This is a genomic window from Bradyrhizobium sp. CER78 (assembly GCF_029846235.1).
Taxonomy (GTDB): domain Bacteria; phylum Pseudomonadota; class Alphaproteobacteria; order Rhizobiales; family Xanthobacteraceae; genus Bradyrhizobium.
The window spans coordinates 67,581-89,599 of sequence record NZ_JARVWP010000014.1 but is presented as its reverse complement, the minus strand read 5'-3'; the positions used below and the strand labels follow the sequence as shown (position 1 = coordinate 89,599).

Genomic DNA, 22,019 nt, shown 5'->3' with positions numbered 1-22,019 from the left:
ATCGACGTCGTCTACGCGCTACACCTTGGCGCCGACCGGAAATCCCGGTATGCGCTGAATAATCTGCTTGACGTGATCGGCCGTAATCAGCCGCGTGCATTCGAATTGCCGGGGCGAATTGGCATGCCGCGGGCACCACAGAAAATCCTTGTGGTCGAAACGCACCCGCGGATCGTTCCAGCAACTGTTGCATGCGTGAAAATTGACGATGCGGTAGGGCGTTTCAAACTCGTTGGTCGGATGGGTGAACCCGCTGATCATGACGACCGGCGTCCCCGAGGCCCACGCAAGCCACGACAGGCCGCTCGACAGACCGATGAAAAAGTCCGCGTGCTTCAGGTAACGAAATCGCTCGGCGAGCGGCTTATCGCCCGTCTGATCTTCGGCACCATTCGGAATGTGGTTCCAGATCAACTGGGTGCCGTGAGTGGCCTTCTGATCGATGCAGACCACCCGGTAGCCGGCCGCCTTCAGGAAATTGACGATCTCGCGCCAGCCATGCGGGTTGTTCCAATATTTGCTTTGCGTGGTGCTCTGAACCGCGATGCAGACATAAGGTTCGGCAATCGGCCTCTGATCGTCCTTGATGACGATGCGCGGAGGCTGCTCGGTCGGATCGACACCCAGAATATAGCCCGCGGTCCGATGTAGCCCGACATGGCGGAAATCGGTCGGCTGATAGACGCAATCCTTGTCGTCGAAGAACAGGCCAATTCTGTAGGTCGCGTAATATCGGTTCGGCTTCACCTCTTCATGGGTGATGAACTCGATGTCCGGATACGCGTCGCGGAACAGCTCGATCAGCGGCGTCGCCATGGCGCAGCTCAGCTTGCAGCCGTGCTTGTCCTTGAACTTCACGGCATAGGGAAACCATCCCATCGTATCGCCGAGCGTCCCGACCGGAAACTGGATCAGTACCTCGCGATCTTTCGCCGAGTATTCATGATCAAGGATGGTTTCGCCCTGCTGGGAAACCTCGATTCCGAAACGGATGTAATAGCGCTTGCTGCTGTTGACATAGCCGCCGGCGAATTCCGTTTCGAACAGCACGTTGCCGGTGTCGAGATCGCGAATCCTTACCTTCCAGGGTTGCTCGCCATGCGGACAAACAACTCGCGCACCGTCGTTGAAGTCGAATCGCAGCCCCTTCGGACCCAACTCTGTCGGCAGTTCGGCGGCCGCAGGATAGGCGGGCTTCGGAGCGTCGGCATTCGACGCTACGACCTCCGACTTGACTGGTGGTGTGGCATCGGTCGAACGATCAACGACTATCTTGGGTTGATCGGTGGCATCGTCAATCGAACGCTTCAGCCCGATCGCCGACGCAACAACGGCAATGGCATTCACGAAATATCCCCTGCCCTGAAATAAAAACAACCTCTTAAAAAGTGCACGGAAGATAAGCGAGATTGACAACCGCGTCAACGGACGAAAACCTTAGCGAGCACCCCTCGCAGCCGTTCCCGAACGGCATACACAGAGAAACACACAACGATGAGTCGCAACCCCAGCAAGATCCCGTTTGTGATCGCAGCATCGACGCATGGCCCGCTGATCGTCAACCGGCTGGACTATCACACGGCGGGCGGCAACACTTTTGGAGTCGGGATTCAGATCCTCGAGCACGGCACGTTCGACGCCACTGAAATCGAGCTGACGAAGGGGCTTCTTGCACTGCGAAGAACCTACCGGGGCGATGGCGTGGTCGCGATCGACTGCGGGGCGAACATCGGCGTTCACACCATCGAATGGTCCAAGCACATGGACGGCTGGGGTTCCGTCGTTGCCATCGAGGCGCAGGAACGGGTCTACTACGCGCTTGCCGGCAACATCGCCATCAACAACTGTTTCAACGCTAGGGCGATGCACGCGGTCATTTCGTCGGAAGCCGGGAAAACCTGGGTGCCGACCCTCAGTCATCAGGAGCCCGCCAGTTTCGGCAGCCTCGAGGTGACGCAACGCTCTGCCACCGAGCAAATCGGCCAGAAGATCGATTATTCAGAGGCCAGCGGGACTGAGACGACGATGGTCACGCTGGACTCGCTGAATCTGGGCCGCTGCGACCTGATCAAGATCGACGTCGAGGGGATGGAGTTGAAGGTGCTGGAGGGCGCCAGCGCCACGATTCGGCAGCATCACCCAATCATTCATGCGGAATTCATCAAGACCGACAAGGCCGCGCTGGTTCGCAAGCTGAACGATCATGGATACCGGACATACGACGCCGGGCAAAACTGCCTTGCGATCCATGAATCCGATCCAAGCCTGAGCCACGTGGAATCCCGGACCACATCATGACGGCCCGAACCGGCGGGCTTCGTCACCGCTCGCGGAGGGCATCCTGCCGGTAGCGCACGATCGGCGACAGCAAATAGCTCATGATGCTGCGGGCGCCCGTCCTGATCTCGACGGTGACGGTCATTCCCGGCGAAAGACTGATCTCCTTGTCGTCGACGACCATCTTGGTCCGGTCGATCGAGACGTGCGCGATATACACCGGCCCCTGACCCTTCGGCTCGCTGCTCTCCTCCAGTGCTGCGCCGTTGGGCTCGCGAGCGGAATCCCGCGGTCTGTCGCGGGAGACCGAGTCGGGCGAGACGCTGACGATCTTGCCGTGCAGCAGGCCGTAACGGGTGAAGTTGAAGGTATCGACCTTGATTTCGGCGTCCTGCCCCGGATGCACGAAGCCGATGTCGCGATTGGAAACCATCGCTTCGATTTCGATCAGGCTGTCGCTGGGCACGACCACCGCCAGCGTCTGGGCGGGCGTGACGACACCGCCGACCGTGTGCACGGCCAATTGCTGCACCACGCCGTCGATCGGGGCCGCAAGCTTTTGAAGATTGGTCTTGTGCTCGGCCTTGGACACCTCGTCCTTGAGACTGCCGGCCTTCTGCGTCGCCTTGGCCAGATCGTCGTACAAGCGATGCCGGTATTCCGAGACAAGCTTGGCGCGCGTCTCGTCGAGTGCGGCCACGGCTGCGTTGCCCTCCTGGAGCTTGCTCCGCTGCACCAGGATGTCCTGCTGCATCCCCACGAGCTCCTGAAGCTCCTGCAGATATTGCAGCTTTGAACCGTACTCCCGGTCCGCCAGGTACTTGCGAACGTTGACGCGCTCCTGCAGCACCGGCAGCAAGGCTTCGATCTTGGCGATGCTGGCGTCGATCGTCTTGGTCTCCGCCACCTTCTGCACCCGCTGCCGATCCAGCTCTGACAATTTGGCGCGCTGCTCGGAATCCTGACTGCGCAGATACTCCAGATGCATCTGGACCAAGGCAGGCGGCGTGTCCTCCGGCGCACCATCGAGCCCGCTGGTGTTGCCGTCGAGCGCAGAGCGCGTGCGGGCAATGTCCAGCAATGATGCAAGCAGATCGTTTTTCAGGTGCAGAAGCTCCGCCTGATTGCTGGTCGGATCCAGCTCGATCAGAATCTCGCCGGCCTTGACGGTCTGGCCGTCGCGGACGTGGATGGCCCGCACCACCCCGATCTCGAGCGGCTGGACCAGCTTCACGCGGTCGCCCGGCACGATCTTTCCGGGGGCAGAGGCGACGATATCGATCTTGCCGAGGCCGGCCCATGCCACCGCGCAACAGAACAGGGCGGCAAGCAAGACGGCCGTCAGCCTGGCGGTCGGAGATGGCGGCGTCTCGACGATTTCGAGGGCGGCCGGCAGGAAGGCCAGCTCGTCCCGCGTTTTGCGCCCGGTCGCAAGCGCTTCACGAGCCGACTTCATGGATCCCCGCCTGCAACCGGTAGAGCGACGCGTATCTTCCGCCCGTGCTCAGCAGCTCCTCGTGGGACCCCTGCTCAACCAGCCGGCCGCGGTCGATGGTGATGATTCGATCGGTACGCCGGACGGCGGATAGCCGATGCGCAATGACAAAGACCGTTCGTCCCTTCACGATCCGGCTCATATTGTCCTGAATGACCCTTTCGCTTTCGTAGTCCAGCGAACTGGTCGCTTCATCGAAGATCAGGATACGCGGATCGGTGATCAGGGCCCGCGCGATCGCGATGCGCTGGCGCTGGCCTCCCGACAGACTGGAGCCGCGCTCGCCCACGACGGTATCGTAGCCTTCCGGCAGCTCGAGAATGAATTCATGGGCGCCCGCAAGCTGCGCCGCGGCGATCACCTGCTGCATCGGAGCGGCCGGATCGGCGAGCGCGATGTTTTCCCGTACGCTGCGGTTGAACAGCACATTTTCCTGCAGCACGACGCCGACCTGGCGGCGCAGCCACGCCGGATCGACCATCGCAAGGTCGACGCCGTCGACAAGGACCCTGCCCTTCTCCGGGACGTAAAGGCGCTGAACCAGCTTCGTGAAGGTGCTCTTGCCCGACCCCGACGGGCCGACGATGCCGACGACCTGACCGGCCGGAATGTTGATGTTGATCTCGTGCAGCACTTCGGGTCCATCGACCCGGTATCGGAAGGACACGTGTTCAAGCGTGACCTGCCCCTTGATGGGCGGCGGCACGGCGCGGCCGGGGTTGAAGGTCTGTTCCGCCGGCGTATTCAGGATGTCGCCGAGCCGCGCGACCGAGAGCCTCGCCTGATGGAAGTCCTGCCAGAGCTGGGCCAGCCTCAAGACCGGCGCGCTGACGCGTGACGAGAACATGTTGAAGGCGATCAGCTCGCCGACCGTGAGGCTGCCGTCGATCACCAGCTTGGCGCCGGCGTAAAGGATCACCGCGGTGACGAGCTTGCTGACGAACTGGACCGATTGGCTCGCAACATTGGCGAGGCTGAGCACGCGGAAGCTGGCCGCAACGTATTCGGCAAGCTGCTCCTCCCAGCGGCGCTGCATCTGCGGTTCGAGCGCCATCGCCTTGATGGTCTCGACCCCGGTCACGCTCTCGACGAGAAACGCCTGGTTCTCGGCCCCGCGCTCGAATTTGGTGTCGAGCCGCTGGCGGAACATCGGCGTCGCGCCGGCCGAGATGCCGACATAGAGCGGGAAGGATCCGAGCACGATCCAGGTCAGGATCGGCGAATAGACGAACATCACCGCGATGAAAACGACGGTGAAGAACAGGTCGATCACGACGGTCAGGGCCGAGCCGGTCAGGAAGTTGCGGATGTTCTCGAGCTCGCGGACCCGCGCAACCGAGTCGCCGACCCGGCGAGCCTGGAAGTAGGCAATGGGCAGCCCGATGAGATGCCGAAACAAGCGGGCTCCCAGCTCGACATCGATCCTGTTCGTCACATGGGAGAACAGATAGGTCCGCAATATCGCAAGCGCCGTCTCGAACACCGCGATGCCGATCAATCCCACGACGAGCACATCGAGCGTGCTGAGTGTATGATTGACCAGGACCTTGTCGATCACCACCTGAAAGAACAGCGGCGACACCAGCGCGAACAGCTGCAGGAAAAAGGAGGCGATCAACACCTCCACGAAATGGTAGCGATACTTGTGGATCGCCCCTAGAAACCATGACAGGTCGAAGCGGCGTGCAAGACTGACCAGTCCCGCCCGGCGGCTGACCAGAATCATCCGGCCTGACCACACCGCTTCCAGATCGGCGCGCGTGATCAGCTCCGGGCGCTCCGACAGCGGCGATTGAACGAGAATCTTGTCGGCGCCCACCTTGGCGAGGATCAAATGGCCACCATCACGCAACAGCGCGATGGCAGGGAGCGGGGCCTTCTCGAGCCTTAACCAGTTGGTCGTCACCTCCCGGGCCTTGACGCCGGTCGAGCGCGCGTAGCGCAACATCTCCGGCGTTCCGAAGGGTCCATGGCCGAACTGATGACGAATCTGGTCGACATCGGCCGGGATGCCGTGAAAACGCAGCAGCATCGCGAGCGCAACTATCCCGCTATCTGCTGCCGTACCGCTCCGCGTTTCAATCATCTCGCGATTTAATCTGCTCAGTAGCTGAAAATGACTGCCGTCGAACGCGAACCGACACTGTCGTGAGCGCGCCCCCCGTCCCTGCTCCTTCGGCCTCGTCAGCGCAAACCCGCTATTCGCAACCAACCGATAGAGCAGCAGATGAATATGACTCCCAGAGTACTATGCTTCTTCGGCGGGATGCAATTGGCCTTGTAAGCGAACGAGCCGAATTCACGAGCAACATCATGTCGATTCCGGAGTCCTAAGTCGGGAACCGCTCGCAGCCGAACCACGCTCCGTAGTCTTACGGACCGCGGCGTGCTTGGTGTGGGCTTGGCGTGGCTGCCAGCGAGGTCACAAGGGCGATCGCATCGGCCTCACGGCACATAAATGCCATTCTGATCTTGCAGCATGCGAGACCGGCGCCGGGCTCCATCCCATGCCCCAAGCCAATCCCACCGGAGGCGCTGAACATCAATGAACAGTCTCACGCACCGCCTTGTCCGGGGCCGGCCCCTTGGCCTCGGTTGACTAGCCCGTGACTGGTCAGCATGAATAATGCTTATTATTGGTACGCTACCATAGATTGAAAGCCCGACCAAGATGCCTTGGAATTATTCCGTAACATTGAATGATTCATCGAATGCCGGCGCGTCTGCCGACGCCTCTCTTGTTTACGATGTCGAGCAGGCCCTCAATGTCTGGCAGCGCTATGTCCTGGGCATTGGCACCCTGGTGGTGCAACTCAACATCCTGCCCACCAGCGTCGGCCGTGCCGACGGCGGGCCGACGTCGAGCTACTATGTCGGATCAAATGGCGGGCTCGCGGTGTACGAGCCGTCAAGCCAGTACGAGTTGACCACCGGGCAGCATGTCGCCGGCACGACAAGCGACATCACCATCAACGTCGATCCCGGCTACTTCCAGTACATCGACATGGATTATGGCCTGACCTACGCCAGTCAGGTGCCGGGAAACGTGATCAATCCGATCGACGTGTTTCTGCATGAGCTGATGCACGGCTTCGGCATGACGGGCTGGTACAACCAGAGCGGCCAGCTGGCCGGCGCCTACGAATCGACATTCGACAACCTGATTCAAAAGACCGCCATGGGCGCATACTTTGTCGGCGCGAATGCCGAGGCCGCCTATGGCGGCCCGGTGCCCCTGACCACAAACAGCACCACCCAGAACTACTATCATTTCGGGAACCAGCAATCCGACCTCTACGCCACCCCGTCGACCGTCAAGGACCCGCTCACACTGGACTTGATGAACGGGATCGTCTTCTACCCCGATTACCAGTACGCGATCTCCAACCTGGACATCGGAGTTCTGAAGGATCTCGGATACAGCATCCGGACAACGCCGGTCGTCACGGCCAGCGATCAGGCCGCGGGCCGAAATCAGATTTTCGCGGCCTCGTCGCTGTTCTCGGTGAACATGGCCACCGGCGATTCCATCACCGAATATTCCTTCTGGGACAGCAACGGCCACGGTTACTGGACGGTGGGAGGCGTAGCCCAGGGCACCAAGACCGAGATCGACATCAACGCGTCGCAGCTGGCTCAGACGAGTTACCAGGCCGGACCCGGCTCGGACACATTGTGGGTGAGAGCCTTCGACGGCTATTTGTGGAGCGACTGGAAATCCTTCGTGGTCTCGCCGTCCGATCACGCACCCGTGGTCACCGCAGCAAACGTGACCGCTGCGCATACTGAGCTCTCGGCGGCTGCATCGGCCCTGTTCACGGCCAGCGATGCGGACGGCGACGCGATCACTCAATACGCATTCTGGGACACGCAGGGCAACGGCCATTGGGCGATCGGCGGTGTCGCGCAACCCACCAACGCCGAGATTGACGTCCCGGCCGCCAACCTCTCGCAAGTCAGCTATGTGTTCGGTTCGGCCCCCGACACGCTCTGGGTCCGCGCCTATGATGGATATCTCTGGGGAGCATGGGTCCCGTTCACGGCGACGCCCGGCGTTGATCATCCTCCCGTTGTTTCGGCTGCCAGCTTCACGGCGGCACACGCGCAAACCTCGATCGCGGCTTCGGGCCTGTTCAGCGCCTCCGACCCGGACAGTGATCCGATCACCCAGTACGCACTCTGGGACAGCAACGGCAACGGCGCATGGATGGTGAACGGTGCCGTTCAGGCCACCAATGCGGAAATCGACATCACTGCGGCGCAGCTTGCCCAGACCAGCTACCAGTTCGGCTCGGCTCCGGACCAGCTTTGGGCAAGGGCCTACGATGGAACGCTGTGGGGCGCGTGGGTCCCGTTCACGGTCACGCCAGGTCCGAATCATGCGCCGGTGGTCAGCGCGACCGACTTTTCCGCGACCCACGGCCAGGATATCGCCGCATCCAACCTCTTCAGCGCGACCGACGCCGACAACGACACGATCACCGCCTATCAGGTTTGGGATTCAACGAGCGATCCCGCCAGCGGTCATTGGGTGGTCGGCGGCGTGGCGCAGGCGGCCAACATCGCGATCGATGTTTCACCCGCTCAGCTGGCGAGCACCTCGTTCCAGTCGGGCTCCGGTTCGGCTGACCTGTGGGCGCGAGCCAATGACGGCATCACATGGGGAGCCTGGAAAGAATTCCACGTGAACGCGCCGGTCGACCATGCTCCGGTGGTCAGCGCGTCGGACATGACCGCCACGCATGGTCAGGACATCGCCGCGTCAAACCTGTTCACGGCCAGCGATCCCGACCACGATACGATCACCAACTATCAGTTCTGGGACTCGACGACCGATCCCGCCAGCGGGCATTTTGTCGTGGCCGGAGCCGTACAGCCGGCGGGCCAGGCCATTGATGTGAGTGCGGCACAGCTCGCCAATACGTCATTCCAGAGCGGTTCAGGCTCCGACGATCTCTGGGTGCGAGCCTTCGATGGCATGATCTGGAGCAACTGGAAGGAATTCCACGTCAACGCGCCGATCGACCAAGGTCCGGTGGTCAGCGCGTCGGACGTGACCGCTACACATGGTCAGGACATCGCCGCGTCAAACCTGTTCGCCGTCAGCGATGCCGACGGAGACACGATCACCGCCTATCAGCTGTGGGATTCAACGAGCGATCCCGCCAGCGGTCACTGGGTGGTCGGCGGCGTGGCGCAGGCTGCCAACATCGCGATCGATGTGTCCCCCGCTCAACTGACCAGCACCTCGTTCCAGTCGGGCTCCGGCTCGGATGACCTGTGGGTGCGAGCCAATGACGGTTTCACGTGGGGAAGCTGGAAAGAGTTTCACGTCAACGCACCGATTGACCATGCTCCGGTTGTCACCGCAGCCGACTTCCACGCCACCGCCAACCAGAGCGTGGCCGCAACTAACCTGTTTTCGGTCTCCGATCCCGACGGGGACAGCATCGCCCAATATCAATTCTGGGATTCGACATCGTCGGCCGGCAGCGGCCACTGGAGCATCGGCGGCAACGCGCAACCCGCCAATACCGCAATCAACGTCAGCCCCGCTCAGCTTGCCGGCACCACCTTCCAGGGCGGCACCGTGACTGACGACCTCTGGGTCCGCGCCAGCGACGGCATGATGTGGAGCACCTGGCAGGAATTTCATTTCATCGTCTAGCGAGCGGACGGGTTTGGCGGGTGGCGGTGATCCGTCCGTCCCCCGGGCACCGACGCCTCGAGACGCGAAGCTTGTCGCGGCGGTGACGAGCGCTGTGCAACTCGCTTTTGAGTCATGACCCGGCGGGCCGCACCCCTGCAGCTCCGCCTGATTGAATCGTTCTCATATTAATTAATTGCATCGAGCTTTGCCCGTAACGATAGCTGCACTCCCGTGCCACTATCTGCCCCCTCGTGAGCGGGTATTCTCGCTGCCATTTGCGACCATGAGCCACGTGCACTAGCCATGAGCCACATGAACCATATGTATCCCTGCGGCCAGGAGTATGTCTCTGTTCCCAGGGAAGTACCGCTTTGTGCAGATGAGCCCTTGAGCCGCGTTTCGGTGGATGCCAGATTCGCGGGGCTGCGATCACCGAGATTCTTCGACTACTTTCCGGTCGAGCAAACTGATGTGGACGAAGAGGCTGGATAGTCCGGAACTGTGCTCCATTTTCGAGGACCCCCAGCGTTTGTCCTTTTCCAGGGGCTTCAGCTAGAGGCAGTCACGCGCTACACCACCTCCACGTTGTGCAGGTTCAAGGCGGGGTCGAGCCAGAAGGCCTCATGTTCATATCGGCGGAACAAATCCGGCGGCAGTACACTGGCACGTGCGATCGGCTCAACTTGCGGGCGCACGGTGTGCAGCCCGGGCGTACCGATGCGCCGGTCGAACTCATCCGCCTCGTATTGAACATTTTTGAAATCATGGTTGTACGCCGGCTCGCCGATGAAAGCGTACACAGCAGCGATGGCGCGCTCCGGTTCGCTTGTCAGCGTTTCAAAGCGCAGAAGCATCAGGTTGGACGGATCCTGGCTGTAAAACGCCTGCTTCACCGCATTATGCGCAAAGCCGACCATGCCGTCTCCTTTAGCCAGCCCCTCGGCGCGCGAATAGACTGTGCCCTCGGGCTTGTAGTTAAAGATTCCTGAAGGCTGAAAGATATTCCGACGAACCAATCGCTCGATACTGTCGATAACCCATGATACGTGCCGCACGCAGGCGATGATCTTGCTGCGGGGGAATAACTGCCTGAGCAGTTCCAGCCTGACGCACCAGAGACGGTTGGTGTCAAAAATCACATCGGCATTGAATTCCGGGCCGTAATAGCCGTCAAACAGTCCTCTTAGAATCCGGCGACGTTGGTCATTGCTGATAAACACGGAATATTCGTTGCGATCGCTCAAGTCGCTCAACATGGCATCAAACATGCCTGCCAGCGGGCCGCTCATGCTGGCATGAAACTGCGGGTTCTGGCTCAAAATGGCTGACAGCAATGTCGAGCCGGACCGTGGAAGGCCAGATATGAAGTGAAAACGGCGCTGCAGGGGTTTTTGAGCCAACGCCTCCTCCTCTCGATGACGGACGCGCTTCAGATAGCCACGTGTAAATTTTGAATTCAATCCTGTCGGTGATTTTGATTCCGCTTGGAAGATTCGCAGGCAATCTGACTTCGCGAACAGATTGTATTGTTGTAATCTTTCACTTGCAGAGCGCGTTCACCAATGTAAGCTTGCGAGGCTTCACGGAGTAGCTCCGTTGAGGCTGAGACCGATGCCATGAGACTTCGATTCGTTCTGATTCGCGGGTTCAAACTGATTCCCGCGAGGCCTTGCCGATGACGCGAGTGATGCCCCGTCGCCGGCGCGTTAACCGGCAGCCTCACGTCAGCCCGACGCTTGTTGAGGTCAGCCTCACGCCGCGCATGACGGCTAAAACCCGCGGCCTGCGCCGCGCGCTGTTGCTCGGCACCACGGCGCTCGCTCTCGTGACCCTGACAGATGCAATAGTTGGATCTGTCGCAATGGCCGCTGGCGGCACAGCGGGCACCAATATGGGTGTTGGTGGTACGGGCGGCACGTCCCCCGGTGGCGGCGCTGGCGCTGATGATACCGGCGGTCTGCCTGCCGGCGGCACTTTCGGCGGCGGCGGAGGTGGTGGCGGCGGCTCTGGTTTCATCGGTGGCGGCGGCGGCAACAGCACCGCATTTCAGTCAACGGGAAGCCCGGGTGGCAATGTCAGCCAGCCTGTCACCTTCACCAATCCAGCCGGCTCAATCATCAGTGGTGGCAAAGGCGGCCAGGGGAATACCCTTTACGGCGGCGGCGGTGGCGGTGGTGGCGGCGCGGGAATCGGCGGCGGCGGCGGTGGCGGTAGCGGCACTTACGTCGTGGGAGGAGGAGGCGGCGGAGGTGGCGGCGGCGCGGGCGTCGGCGGCGGCGGTGGCGCGGGCGGATATGGCGGTGGCGGCGTCGGCGGCGCCGGAGGTAACATGACGGGAACTGCCAGCATCACCAATAACGGCAAAATCTACGGTGGTGTTGGTGGGGCCGGTATCACTGGCGTCGGCAATGGCACCGCGGGTAATGGTGGCGATGCCATTGGTATTGGCGGCGGCGGCGGTGTAGGCGCGGGCGGCGGTGCAGGCGGTGTTGGCGGCGGCATCACCGGGCCCGCAACGACGATCGTCAATACGGGCCTCCTCCAGGGCGGCAATGGCGGGGCACCATCACTGGGCGGCGTGACAGATGGCGGCGTTGGCGGCGTCGGCATTCGCGGCGGCAATCTGACCATCGTCAATTCCGGCACGATTGCCGGCGGTTTTGATGGCAATACCGGCACGGTGCGATCCAATGCGATTCTCTTCACCAGAGGTACCAACAGCCTGGAGTTGCAATCCGGCTGGGTGATCAACGGCAATGTCGGCAATGCTTCGGGCGTGACCGGCACCACCAACACGCTGATCCTCGGGGGGAGCTCCACGAATCTCTCGGGCAATGGCATAGCCACGGCGACGATCTTCGACGTGTCGCAGATCGGCGCGAAGTATCAGAATTTTGATTTATTCCAGAAGTCGGGCGCCAGCACCTGGCAATTGGCGGGCGCGACGGGCGTGGTTACGCCGTGGACGATCACCGGCGGCACGCTGCAGATCAGCAGCGATGCCGCTCTGGGGAGTACGAACGGAGCCCTCACCTTCGGCGGCACCGATGCAGACACGGGCCTGCCCGGCAGCGGCACGTTGGCGGTGACGGCGACCACCAGCAGCACCCGCAAGATCGTGCTCAATAATATCGCCGGCTTTGCCAATACGATCGATGTGAGCGGTACCAACAACTACACCATCGGCGGCGTGATCAGCGGCCAGGGCGGATTGACCAAGACCAACAGCGGCACGCTGACATTGACGGCAAACAACACCTACGCCGGCGCGACGATGATCAGCGCCGGCACACTTGTGATCGGTGACGCGAGCACCCCAACGGCAGCGCTGTCAGGGGGCGGCCTCGTGACCGTTGCGAGCGGCGCGACGCTCGGCGGGTTCGGCAGCATTGCCGGCTCGGTCACCAACAACGGCACGTTTGCGGTCGGCAACGCGCTGCCAGCACTGGCGAGCGGGCCGAATACGACCTTCAACGTCGGCGGCAACCTAACCAATTCCGGCCTGGTGACGCTGGCCGGCGCGGCGCCGGGCAACACGCTCAAGATCGGCGGCAATTTTGTCGGCACTGGCGACAGCACACTGGCGCTCAAGACCTTGCTCAACGCCGGCGGGCCGCTGTCGAACCAATCGACCGACCGGCTGCTGGTCGGTGGCAGCGCCGCCGGCGCGACCGCGGTGCGCATCACGCCAATCGGGGCCGGCGCGTTTACTGCCGTCAACTTCCCGACCGCGATCACCGGCATTTCGGTCATCCAGGTCGCCGGCGCGTCCTCGACCGGCACCTTCGCCCTGGCCGGCGGCACCGTCAGCAGCGGCCCCTACGTTTACAATCTCTATGGCTACGGCCCCGGCTCGCCAAACGGCTCCGCCGACCCGAGCCAGACTCTGATCGGTGCGCCAGGCGCCAATTGGGACTACCGGCTGCAGAATGTATTTGTGACGCCATCGGGACCTGTCACTCCGCCGGTCCAGCCCCCCAACTCACGGCCGGAAGTCGTGCCGCAAGTGCCGGCCTATATCAGCGCGCCGACCGCGCTGTTCGAGGCCGGGCTGGAAGACATCAACGACTTGCACCGCCGGCTCGGGGAGATTCGCGACACGCAGGCCGTGGGCAAGCCACAGCAATTCGAGGCGTTTGTTCGCACCTATGGCGGGCCCTACAACTACACCTCTAACCGCAGCTTTTCCGATTTCGGGTACAACTTCAAAGCGAGCGACGAAGCGATCCAGTTCGGCGGCAGCGGCATCGTGATCAACGACCAGCGCGGGCAGTTGCGCGTGGGGCTTGCCGGCACGTTCGGCCGGAGCTTTTTCACGCCGAGCGCGATCGACGGCACGAGCAGCGGCACATTCACAACCGAGAAGCTGTCGGGCATCGCCACCTGGCAGGCGCGCAGCGGGCTTTATGTCGATGGCATCGCCACCGGCGGTCTCTTCAACGGCCAGGCGACGACCAACGGGCAGACCACTGGCCTCAACGGCACGTTGGTCGGCCTGTCGGTCGAAAGCGGCTATCCGATGCCGATCGGCTGGAAGGATCTCATCGTCGAGCCGGAGGCGCAGCTCACCTGGCAGCGCCTCAACTTCTCGCCACGCACCGATGTCAGTGGGCTGAGCGTCAATATGGGCAGCCTTGACCAAGGCGTCGCGCGGATCGGTGGCCGGCTGATCCAGCGCTTTCGAACTCCGGAGGGGACGCTGTTTTCGCCCTATCTCAAAGCCAATTTGCTGCAAGGCTTTGGCGATGGCTCGGTGATTACGCTCGGCGGCGCCGGGTTCGGCACCGGCTCGTACGGCACGGCGATCCAGGTCGGCGGCGGGCTGACCGGCACCGCGCCGGCGAACGGGCTCGCCGTCTTTGGCGACGTCGCTTACCGGCAGAACATTAGCAACGGCGGCGTGCGCGGCTGGACCTTCACTGGCGGCCTTCGCTTCGACTTTTAAGGGAACGGCGAGTTCAGGCTCCGATTCCTGGCCTTCGCAAAGAGCAAGAAACAGCCGGCGGCCTTCAGGATTTTCTTTGACTCATGGGAAACGGGAACCAAAAGATTCGGATTGCTGACGCTCCTGTCATTTCCATCCGCGCAGATCAGGCCTCAAGGGCACTTGCTCACCTGATCGGTCGTCAGATGACACGCGAACAGCTCGAACCAAACCAGCCCAAGCGCAGATTCGCCGAAACAGGCAAAATTACCCGCTCGCGGACGGCATCGGCAGTTCAGATCTAGCAGGATCAGGCGCCAGCGAACCAAGCTCGGCCCTTGGACTGATCCGCCACCGGCGCGACGGCGACTCCGGCTCAACATTCATTTCGCCGATCCTTATGCGGCTATCCCGGATCCACCGGCCTCTCATCGGCCAGCATCGTCGGCGAGCGCATGCGTAGGATGACGGGTGTCACCACGCCGGTTTTGTGGGCGCACGTACATGATGACGACTTCCGGAAGCTCTGCCTTTACCTTCAGCGCGGCGGCGAGCGCGTCTTGTCCGTCCTGGACAACGTGGTCTGTCTTTCCGTTCAGTTTGAAGCCGACGGTAAACTGCATTCAAAACCTCCATGCCTACGCCACTACGCCACCGGAGCGAAGAAGACGACCCGGAGCAGATGGGTGTAGCCGGATTCGAACACCATGATCGCCACGAATACCAGCACCAGCACCGGCGGAAGCAGGATCGCGTAGGCCAGGGCCAGCCGCTCCCAGGCCATATGCATGAAGACGGCGACGATCAAGCCGGCCTTCAACACCATGAACAGCAGGATCAGCGACCATCTGAGATGGCCATGGATGCCAAAGTAGTCGACAAGATAGGAGCAGGTGCTGAGCACGAACAACCATCCCCAGACCACGAGGTAAAGCTTGATCGGATGCTGCTGGCCTGCCGCGTGCGTCGCCCCCGATGCGACGGCCTCGTGCGCATAAGCGTGTAGCGCATGCTGTGCTGCCTGCCCTTCCACATGTACCGCTGCGTTTGTCATGCGCCACCTCACCAGAGATAGAAGAAAGCGAAGATGAACACCCACACCAGATCAACGAAGTGCCAGTACAGGCCGGTGATCTCGACGATCTCGTAATATCCCTTCCGGCTTGTGAAGAAGCCGCGTCGTTCGCGATCGAAATCCCCTCGCAAGACCTTGCGCGCAATCGCGATCAGGAAGATCACGCCGATCGTCACGTGGGTGCCGTGGAAACCGGTGATCATGAAAAAGCATGCGCCAAACTGCGGCGCACCCCAGGGGTTACCCCAGGGCCGCACGCCCTCCATGATCAGCTTGGTCCATTCGAAGGCCTGCATTCCGACGAAGGTCGCGCCGAATGCCGCGGTGGCCAGCATCAGGGCCGCTGTTCGGACGCGGTCGCGGCGGTAGCCGAAATTGACGGCCATCGCCATCGTTCCGCTGCTGCTGATCAGAACGAAGGTCATGATAGCAATCAGGATGAGCGGGATATGCTTGCTCCCGATGTTGAGCGCGAAGACTTCGCTCGGATTGGGCCACGGCACGGTCGTCGACATGCGCGCCGTCATGTACGACAACAGGAAGCAGCTAAAGATGAAGGTGTCGCTCAGGAGGAAGATCCACATCATGGCCTTCCCCCAGGACACGTTCTTGAATGCGCGCTGGTCCGAGGCCCAGTCGGCGGCGATGCCTCGCAATCCGGGGATCGTCCCGGGCGCGGCCTTCGGCTGCATCAGTGTCGTCTCTGCCATCGGTCCTTGCCCTCGCTTAAGTGAGCAACTGGCGACAGATGTTCACGAAATTTTCGGTCCAGCCGGTCAGCAAGCCGAGCAAAACCAGCCACACCAGTAAAAGGAAATGCCAATAGATGGCGCAGAGCTCGACGCTCAGGCGCACCTGCACCATCGGCGCGCCGCGCCACACCTTGGCGCTCGTCCTGCCGAGCGCCACCAGGCCGCCGATCAGATGTAGCCCGTGCAGCGCGGTGATCAGGTAGAAGAAGGAATTGGCCGGATTGGACGCCACGACATAGCCGGCGACGTTCAGCTGCTGCCATACCACCAGCTGTCCGGCCAGGAACGTCACGGCGGATGCTCCACCCACCAACAAGCCGACGAGCATGTCCTCATCGTCGCTGCGGCGCGCGGCCAGCAGCGACCATTGCAGCGCCGCGCTGCTGATGATCAGGACGCCGGTATTGATCCACAACAGCTTCGGCAACGGCAGCTCGCGCCAGTCCACCATGGTGTTGCGCATCGAGTAGGCGCTGATCAGGAGCGCGAACAGCGAACCGACAACCGCGAGAAACACGCCCAGCCCGATTTTCGCCGGCGGCACGGACGAACCCCTCTCGCCGCGAAAATCGACGGCCACCCCTTCCTCGAGCCAGGGTTTGGCCGCGAGCCGCTGCTGCGAGAGCCACCATCCCGCGATGGCCGCAATGGTCGCCATGAACAGGATGATGGCACTCACGGATGTGCTCCCTGCGCCACCACTCCGGACGGTGGCTCATTTTGCGGCACGAAATCCCTGGCGGCACCGGGAACGCTGTAATCGTAGGCCCAGCGATAGACGATGGGCAGTTCCTTGCCCCAGTTGCCATGCCCCGGCGGGGTCTCCGGCGTCTGCCATTCCAGCGAGGTGGCGCCCCATGGATTGCCGCCGGCCTGCTTTCCCTTGAACAAGCTCCAGACGAGATTGAACAGGAAGACGAGCTGGGCGAAGCCGACAATCAGGGCCGCCACGCTCATGAACGCATTGAGGTCATGAGCGGATGCCGGGACGAACGACGTCTCGCCAATGTCGTGATAGCGGCGGGGCATCCCGAGCAGGCCGAGATAGTGCATGGGGAAGAAGACCGCATAAGCCCCGATGAACGTCACCCAGAAGTGGAACTTGCCAAGCACATCATTGAGCATCCGTCCGGTTACTTTCGGATACCAGTGATAGATCCCGCCGAACACGGCCATGATCGGCGCGATGCCCATGACCATGTGGAAGTGGGCGACAACGAACATCGTGTCGGACAACGGAACGTCGACGACCACGTTGCCGAGAAACAGCCCGGTCAGGCCGCCATTGACAAAGGTGACGATGAACCCGAGAGCGAACAGCATCGGCACCGTGAGATGAATGTCGCCGCGCCACAGGGTCAGCACCCAGTTGTAGACCTTGATGGCGGTCGGAATGGCGATGATGAGTGTCGTGGTGGCGAAGAAGAACCCGAAATAGGGGTGCATGCCGCTGACATACATGTGGTGCGCCCACACCACGAAGCTGAGAGCGCCGATCGCGACGATGGCCCAGACCATCATGCGGTAGCCGAAGATGTTCTTTCGCGCGTGGGTGCTAATCAGATCGGAGATGATGCCGAAGGCCGGCAAGGCGACGATGTAGACTTCGGGGTGGCCGAAGAACCAGAACAGATGCTGGAACAGGATCGGACTGCCGCCGCCATATTTCGACAGCTGCCCCATCTCGACCAGCGTCGGCATGAAGAAGCTGGTTCCCAGCAGGCGGTCCAGGAGCAGCATCACCGAGGCGACGAACAGCGCCGGGAAGGCCAACAGTGCCATCACCGTGGCCGTGAAGATGCCCCACACCGTCAATGGCATGCGCATCAACGTCATGCCGCGCGTGCGGGCCTGCAGCACCGTCACCACGTAATTGAGCCCGCCCATCGTGAAGCCGATGATGAACAGGATCAGCGAAGCCAGCATGAAAACGATGCCCCAGTCCTGCCCGGGGGTGCCGGAGAGGATCGCCTGGGGCGGATAGAGCGTCCAGCCGGCGCCGGTCGGCCCGCCAGGCACGAAGAATGTTGCGGCCAGCACCAGCACGGCGAGCAGATAGACCCAGTAGCTCAGCATGTTCACATAGGGGAAGACCATGTCCCGGGCGCCGACCATCAGCGGGATGAGATAGTTGCCGAAGCCGCCAAGGAACAATGCCGTGAGCAGGTAGATCACCATGATCATGCCGTGCATGGTGATGAACTGGAGATACTGGTTGGCATCGATGAAGGAGAATGTTCCCGGGAATCCCAGTTGCAGGCGCATCATCCACGACAGCACCAGCGCCACCATTCCGATCGACATCGCAGTGATCGAGTACTGGACGGCAATCACCTTGGCGTCCTGCGAAAACACGTACCTCGTCCACCAGCTCCTCGGATGATAAAGTTCCACCTCGCCGACTTCGGCGGGCGGGATGCCTGCGACCTGATCAAGCGGGATATCGACCATCGGAATTCCCTCCTTGGTCTTCCGTTCGGCGACGAGTTCGCTTCAAAATCTCCGGCACATCCTCGTCAGCCTGTTCATTCGCTTCCTGTCTTGTACGCCGCCTTCGCGACGTCTCGCTGGCCCGACAACGCGGCGAACGTCCGCTGCTTCTCCAGCCACGCGTGATATTCCTTCTCTTCCTCGACGATGACCCTGCTGCGCATTTGCGCGTGCGCCGCTCCGCAGAGTTCAGCGCAGAGAACATCGAACGTTCCTGTGCGGGTGGGTGTGAGCCAGTAATACGTCACCGAGCCCGGTATCATGTCCATCTTCGCCCGGAACTCGGGAACGTAGAAATCATGCAGCACGTCGATCGAGCGCAGCAGCACCTTCACCGGTTTGCCGACCAGCAGATGCAGATCGTCGTTTTGAACGACGACGTCGTCCTGTCCGTTTGGATCGTTGGGATTCAAGCCCAGAGGATTCTCGGAGCTGATGAGGCGCGCATCCGACGTGCCGAGCCGGCCGTCCTTGCCCGGCAGCCGGTAGCTCCACATCCATTGCTGTCCGACGACCTCGACGTCGGTCGCATCGGCAGGAACGGTGACGAACTGGTGCCAGACGACGAGGCCCGGCGCCAGCATGGCGACGACGCCGATTGCGGTGCCGATGCTGAGCCACCATTCGAGCTTCTTGTTTTCGGGATTATAGGCAGCCTGCCGTCCCTCCTTATGATGGAAGCGGAAGACGCAGTAGGCCATGAACGCGATGACCGCGCAGAACACCGCCCCGGTGATCCAGAACGTCAGGTTGATCGTGTCGTCGATATAACGCCAGTTCGAGGCAATTGGCGTCCACCACCACGGGCTGTAGATGTGGAACAGCACCGAAGCGATCGCAACCAGAAGCAGTATGAGCGCTACAGCCATCCTTCATCCTCCCAGCCATTGAAGGCTACGGAGACGAACGAAAGGGCGGAGCTCACGTCAGAGGGATGGTGTTACTTTCACCATCACCGCGCCTCTTGCCTCGCCCATTTTGCCGGTCGGACATGACAAAGATTCAGCGTCACGACCGCAATCGCATCGGAGCTGGGGGCGTTCATCCATTTAAGATGGTCCCCGTCGGGCCCGGCGTCAATAGAGGAGTAGATTGCCCCCCTTGTCCGGCGTGCTGGGACGAACGCGTCTGCACGTCGGCGAACGCCTTTCGGCACGACCAGGCGATGGTGCGTCGCAAAAATCGACCGATGCGAAGGCACGATTTCGCGGACCGCATCGTACCCTTGCTTCTCCCGTGCATCGGACTAACCTGACTCCACCGGCTGCGGCGAATGTCGTCCGGCAAGCTCCTTCTCGTTGAACCTGATTTGCCGGACTCAGTCGCGATTTTCGCGCATGAGGCGGATGCGTGTGTTTTGAAGCGCTCCGTTCACCTGCGGCCACGAGCAAGGAGACCGGAGTCATGACCACCGTCTTCGCAAGGCCCAAACTGCAATTGTTCGGTGTCTCCACCGTCTATGTCGTTCGCAAGATCAACCTTTCCGACTTGGGCAACGCGCTGCGCCTGGGCTGGGAAGACTTCAAGGCCATTCCGACCCACGCCATCGTCCTGTGCGTGATGTATCCCGTCCTCGGACTGTTCCTGTTCAGACTTGTCATTGGCTACTCGGTACTGCCGCTGCTGTTTCCGCTCGCGGCCGGCTTTACCCTGATCGGTCCCTTCGCCGCACTCGGCCTCTACGAACTGAGTCGCCGCCGCGAGCGCGGAGAGGAGCCAGGCGCCTGGGATGCAATGCAGGTGCTGCGCGCGCCGTCGTTCGGTGCGATGCTCGAACTTGGCGTCCTCCTGTTCGTTCTGTTCGGAGTCTGGATCGCCGCCGCGGACGCGATCTACACCGCAACCTTCGGCTATGCGCCGGCCGCGAGCATTCCCGATTTCGCGGAGCGTGTGCTGACGACGTCCGAGGGGTGGACCCTCATCATCGTCGGATGCGGCGTCGGTTTCCTGTTCGCGGTGTTAGCCCTGTGCATCAGCGTTGTCTCGTTCCCACTGATGCTGGACCAGCACGCGACAGCGATCGATGCCATCCGCACCTCGATACGCGCGGTGAAGACGAATCCAGTTGAGATGGCCGTGTGGGGACTGGTCGTTGCGGTCTTGCTGGCAGTGGGCTCACTGCCGTTCTTCATCGGTCTCTGCGTCGTTCTGCCGGTGCTCGGTCATGCCAGCTGGCATCTTTACCGGAAGGTGGTTGAGCCCGACCGGAATCCTCCGCAGGAAGAGCCTCGCCCGCCGATCGGTCACCGCTACGCGGCAGATTTCCCGGCCTCTCTCTTCCCATGGAGCCGCGAGCGCTAAAGCATGATCCGGAAAAGTGCGAAGCGGTTTTCCCTCGCGACAAACGCTTCGCGTTTGCGCGGAGATCATGCTCAAACAACATGCTAAAGCGCGATGATGATTCAACCAAATCTCATCGCGCTTTAAAGGAGCAGCCACGAACGGTCGCAGCATCACCGTGTTCGGTGGAACCGGCTTTCTCGGCAGCCGGATCGTCCGCCATCTGCTCGATCACGAATTTGCCGTCCGGATCGCGTCACGGCATCCGGACGGAGAGCCGGGCCGACCTGACCCGGAGAATCCACGACTTCAATCCGTCGAGGCCGACATTCACGACGAGCGATCCGTCGCGAAAGCGCTGGTCGGCATCTACGGAGTCGTCAATGCGGTCAGCCTCTATCGCGAGCGCGGACCGGAGACTTTCTACTCCGTTCACGTCGAGTCGGCTCGGCGGTTGGCAGCCCAGGCCCACCGGGCGGGAGTCGAACGGCTTGTTCAGGTGTCGGGGATCGGTGCCGATGCCTCCTCGCCATCCAGCTATATCCGAATGCGCGGCGAAGGCGAGCAGGCGGTCCGTGCGGAATTCGCCGGTGCGTGTCTCGTCCGTCCGGCTGTGATATTCGGACCGGACGACGCGTTTCTCAGCACCATCCTCAAGCTACTTCGTCAGCTTCCAATCTATCCGATGTTCGGCCGCGGGCGGACCAGATTGCAACCGGTCTATGTGGAAGACGTTGCGGAAGCGGTTGCCCGGATCATGGAGCGAGCGGCGCGCCAGCCAGCGGTTTTTGAGCTCGGTGGCCCAACCGTCTACTCTTACGAGCAATTGCTGAGAGCGATCGCGCATCAGGCGGGCCTCGCGCCTCTCCTGATCCCAGTCCCTTTTGCCGTTTGGGACGCGCTGGCATGGGCCTCCGAAATCCTTCCTGGCCTCCCGCTTACGCGCAGTCAGGTGGAGCTTATGCAGATCGACACCGTGTCATCGCCGCGGATGGCAGGATTCGCCGAGCTTGGCATTGCGCCACATTCGATCGAGGAAATCCTCCGGAGAATGTTGTCGAGTCCGCGGTGATGCC

General features: G+C 61.6%; 15 protein-coding genes. 5 read left to right on the top strand and 10 right to left on the bottom strand.

Going from position 1 to position 22,019, the window contains the following annotated elements:
• Nucleotides 1–18: 18 nt before the first annotated feature.
• On the bottom strand, nt 19–1,425 hold the full coding sequence (locus tag QDT69_RS26730) for an autotransporter strand-loop-strand O-heptosyltransferase (RefSeq protein ID WP_279709474.1): 1,407 nt from the start codon (nt 1,423–1,425) through the stop codon (nt 19–21).
• 69 nt (nt 1,426–1,494) lie between these two features.
• Here QDT69_RS26730 and QDT69_RS26725 point away from each other — a divergent pair, with 69 nt between their 5' ends.
• Nucleotides 1,495–2,298 (top strand): FkbM family methyltransferase, encoded by an 804-nt coding sequence (locus QDT69_RS26725; protein ID WP_279709473.1) that lies wholly within the window; start codon nt 1,495–1,497, stop codon nt 2,296–2,298.
• A gap of 22 nt (nt 2,299–2,320) precedes the next feature.
• On the opposite strand, the gene QDT69_RS26720 is transcribed toward QDT69_RS26725, so the two are convergent.
• Both QDT69_RS26720 and QDT69_RS26715 read right to left on the bottom strand, forming a co-directional pair.
• Complete coding sequence (locus QDT69_RS26720) at nt 2,321–3,733, bottom strand: HlyD family type I secretion periplasmic adaptor subunit (RefSeq protein WP_279709472.1); 1,413 nt, start codon at nt 3,731–3,733, stop codon at nt 2,321–2,323.
• On the bottom strand, nt 3,717–5,858 hold the full coding sequence (locus QDT69_RS26715) for a type I secretion system permease/ATPase (RefSeq protein ID WP_279709471.1): 2,142 nt from the start codon (nt 5,856–5,858) through the stop codon (nt 3,717–3,719). The genes QDT69_RS26720 and QDT69_RS26715 overlap by 17 nt, the downstream gene beginning before the upstream one ends.
• A gap of 585 nt (nt 5,859–6,443) precedes the next feature.
• Between QDT69_RS26715 and QDT69_RS26710 the strand changes: the two genes are divergently transcribed.
• Nucleotides 6,444–9,440 (top strand): hypothetical protein, encoded by a 2,997-nt coding sequence (locus QDT69_RS26710; protein WP_279709470.1) that lies wholly within the window; start codon nt 6,444–6,446, stop codon nt 9,438–9,440.
• Between the two features lie 551 nt (nt 9,441–9,991).
• On the opposite strand, the gene QDT69_RS26705 is transcribed toward QDT69_RS26710, so the two are convergent.
• A complete protein-coding gene (locus tag QDT69_RS26705; RefSeq protein WP_279709469.1) occupies nt 9,992–10,822 on the bottom strand; it encodes a sulfotransferase in 831 nt (276 codons plus the stop codon).
• Between the two features lie 275 nt (nt 10,823–11,097).
• Between QDT69_RS26705 and QDT69_RS26700 the strand changes: the two genes are divergently transcribed.
• Nucleotides 11,098–14,367, top strand: coding sequence for an autotransporter outer membrane beta-barrel domain-containing protein (locus QDT69_RS26700; protein WP_279709468.1), 3,270 nt, complete (start codon nt 11,098–11,100; stop codon nt 14,365–14,367).
• 407 nt (nt 14,368–14,774) lie between these two features.
• Here the strand turns inward: QDT69_RS26700 and QDT69_RS26695 are convergent, their stop codons facing one another.
• From QDT69_RS26695 to QDT69_RS26670, 6 genes are all read right to left on the bottom strand, one after another.
• Nucleotides 14,775–14,969, bottom strand: a complete 195-nt coding sequence (locus tag QDT69_RS26695; protein ID WP_279709467.1) for a hypothetical protein — start codon at nt 14,967–14,969, stop codon at nt 14,775–14,777.
• 23 nt (nt 14,970–14,992) lie between these two features.
• Nucleotides 14,993–15,400 (bottom strand): cytochrome C oxidase subunit IV family protein, encoded by a 408-nt coding sequence (locus QDT69_RS26690; RefSeq protein WP_279709466.1) that lies wholly within the window; start codon nt 15,398–15,400, stop codon nt 14,993–14,995.
• A gap of 8 nt (nt 15,401–15,408) precedes the next feature.
• Nucleotides 15,409–16,131 carry a heme-copper oxidase subunit III family protein gene (locus tag QDT69_RS26685; protein ID WP_279709465.1) on the bottom strand — a complete coding sequence of 241 codons (723 nt, stop codon included), beginning with the start codon at nt 16,129–16,131 and terminating at the stop codon, nt 15,409–15,411.
• Nucleotides 16,132–16,147: 16 nt separating this feature from the next.
• Nucleotides 16,148–16,852, bottom strand: coding sequence for a cytochrome c oxidase subunit 3 (locus QDT69_RS26680; RefSeq protein ID WP_279709464.1), 705 nt, complete (start codon nt 16,850–16,852; stop codon nt 16,148–16,150).
• On the bottom strand, nt 16,849–18,624 hold the full coding sequence (gene ctaD / locus QDT69_RS26675; protein WP_279709463.1) for a cytochrome c oxidase subunit I: 1,776 nt from the start codon (nt 18,622–18,624) through the stop codon (nt 16,849–16,851). The genes QDT69_RS26680 and ctaD overlap by 4 nt, the downstream gene beginning before the upstream one ends.
• Nucleotides 18,625–18,698: 74 nt before the next feature.
• Entirely contained in the window at nt 18,699–19,532 is an 834-nt protein-coding gene (locus QDT69_RS26670) for a cytochrome c oxidase subunit II (protein ID WP_279709462.1), read from the bottom strand.
• A gap of 535 nt (nt 19,533–20,067) precedes the next feature.
• Between QDT69_RS26670 and QDT69_RS26665 the strand changes: the two genes are divergently transcribed.
• Together QDT69_RS26665 and QDT69_RS26660 are read left to right on the top strand one after the other, a co-directional pair.
• On the top strand, nt 20,068–20,964 hold the full coding sequence (locus QDT69_RS26665) for a DUF2189 domain-containing protein (protein WP_279709461.1): 897 nt from the start codon (nt 20,068–20,070) through the stop codon (nt 20,962–20,964).
• Between the two features lie 157 nt (nt 20,965–21,121).
• Nucleotides 21,122–22,015, top strand: coding sequence for a complex I NDUFA9 subunit family protein (locus QDT69_RS26660; RefSeq protein ID WP_279709460.1), 894 nt, complete (start codon nt 21,122–21,124; stop codon nt 22,013–22,015).
• Nucleotides 22,016–22,019: the final 4 nt, after the last annotated feature.

Coding starts and splice junctions, on each gene's coding strand:
- QDT69_RS26725 (WP_279709473.1), top strand. CDS start 1,495: ATGAGTCGCAACCCCAGCAAGATCCCGTTTGTGATCGCAGCATCGACG.
- QDT69_RS26720 (WP_279709472.1), bottom strand. CDS start 3,733: ATGAAGTCGGCTCGTGAAGCGCTTGCGACCGGGCGCAAAACGCGGGAC.
- QDT69_RS26715 (WP_279709471.1), bottom strand. CDS start 5,858: ATGATTGAAACGCGGAGCGGTACGGCAGCAGATAGCGGGATAGTTGCG.
- QDT69_RS26710 (WP_279709470.1), top strand. CDS start 6,444: ATGCCTTGGAATTATTCCGTAACATTGAATGATTCATCGAATGCCGGC.
- QDT69_RS26700 (WP_279709468.1), top strand. CDS start 11,098: ATGACGCGAGTGATGCCCCGTCGCCGGCGCGTTAACCGGCAGCCTCAC.
- QDT69_RS26695 (WP_279709467.1), bottom strand. CDS start 14,969: ATGCAGTTTACCGTCGGCTTCAAACTGAACGGAAAGACAGACCACGTT.
- QDT69_RS26690 (WP_279709466.1), bottom strand. CDS start 15,400: ATGACAAACGCAGCGGTACATGTGGAAGGGCAGGCAGCACAGCATGCG.
- QDT69_RS26685 (WP_279709465.1), bottom strand. CDS start 16,131: ATGGCAGAGACGACACTGATGCAGCCGAAGGCCGCGCCCGGGACGATC.
- ctaD (WP_279709463.1), bottom strand. CDS start 18,624: ATGGTCGATATCCCGCTTGATCAGGTCGCAGGCATCCCGCCCGCCGAA.
- QDT69_RS26670 (WP_279709462.1), bottom strand. CDS start 19,532: ATGGCTGTAGCGCTCATACTGCTTCTGGTTGCGATCGCTTCGGTGCTG.
- QDT69_RS26665 (WP_279709461.1), top strand. CDS start 20,068: ATGACCACCGTCTTCGCAAGGCCCAAACTGCAATTGTTCGGTGTCTCC.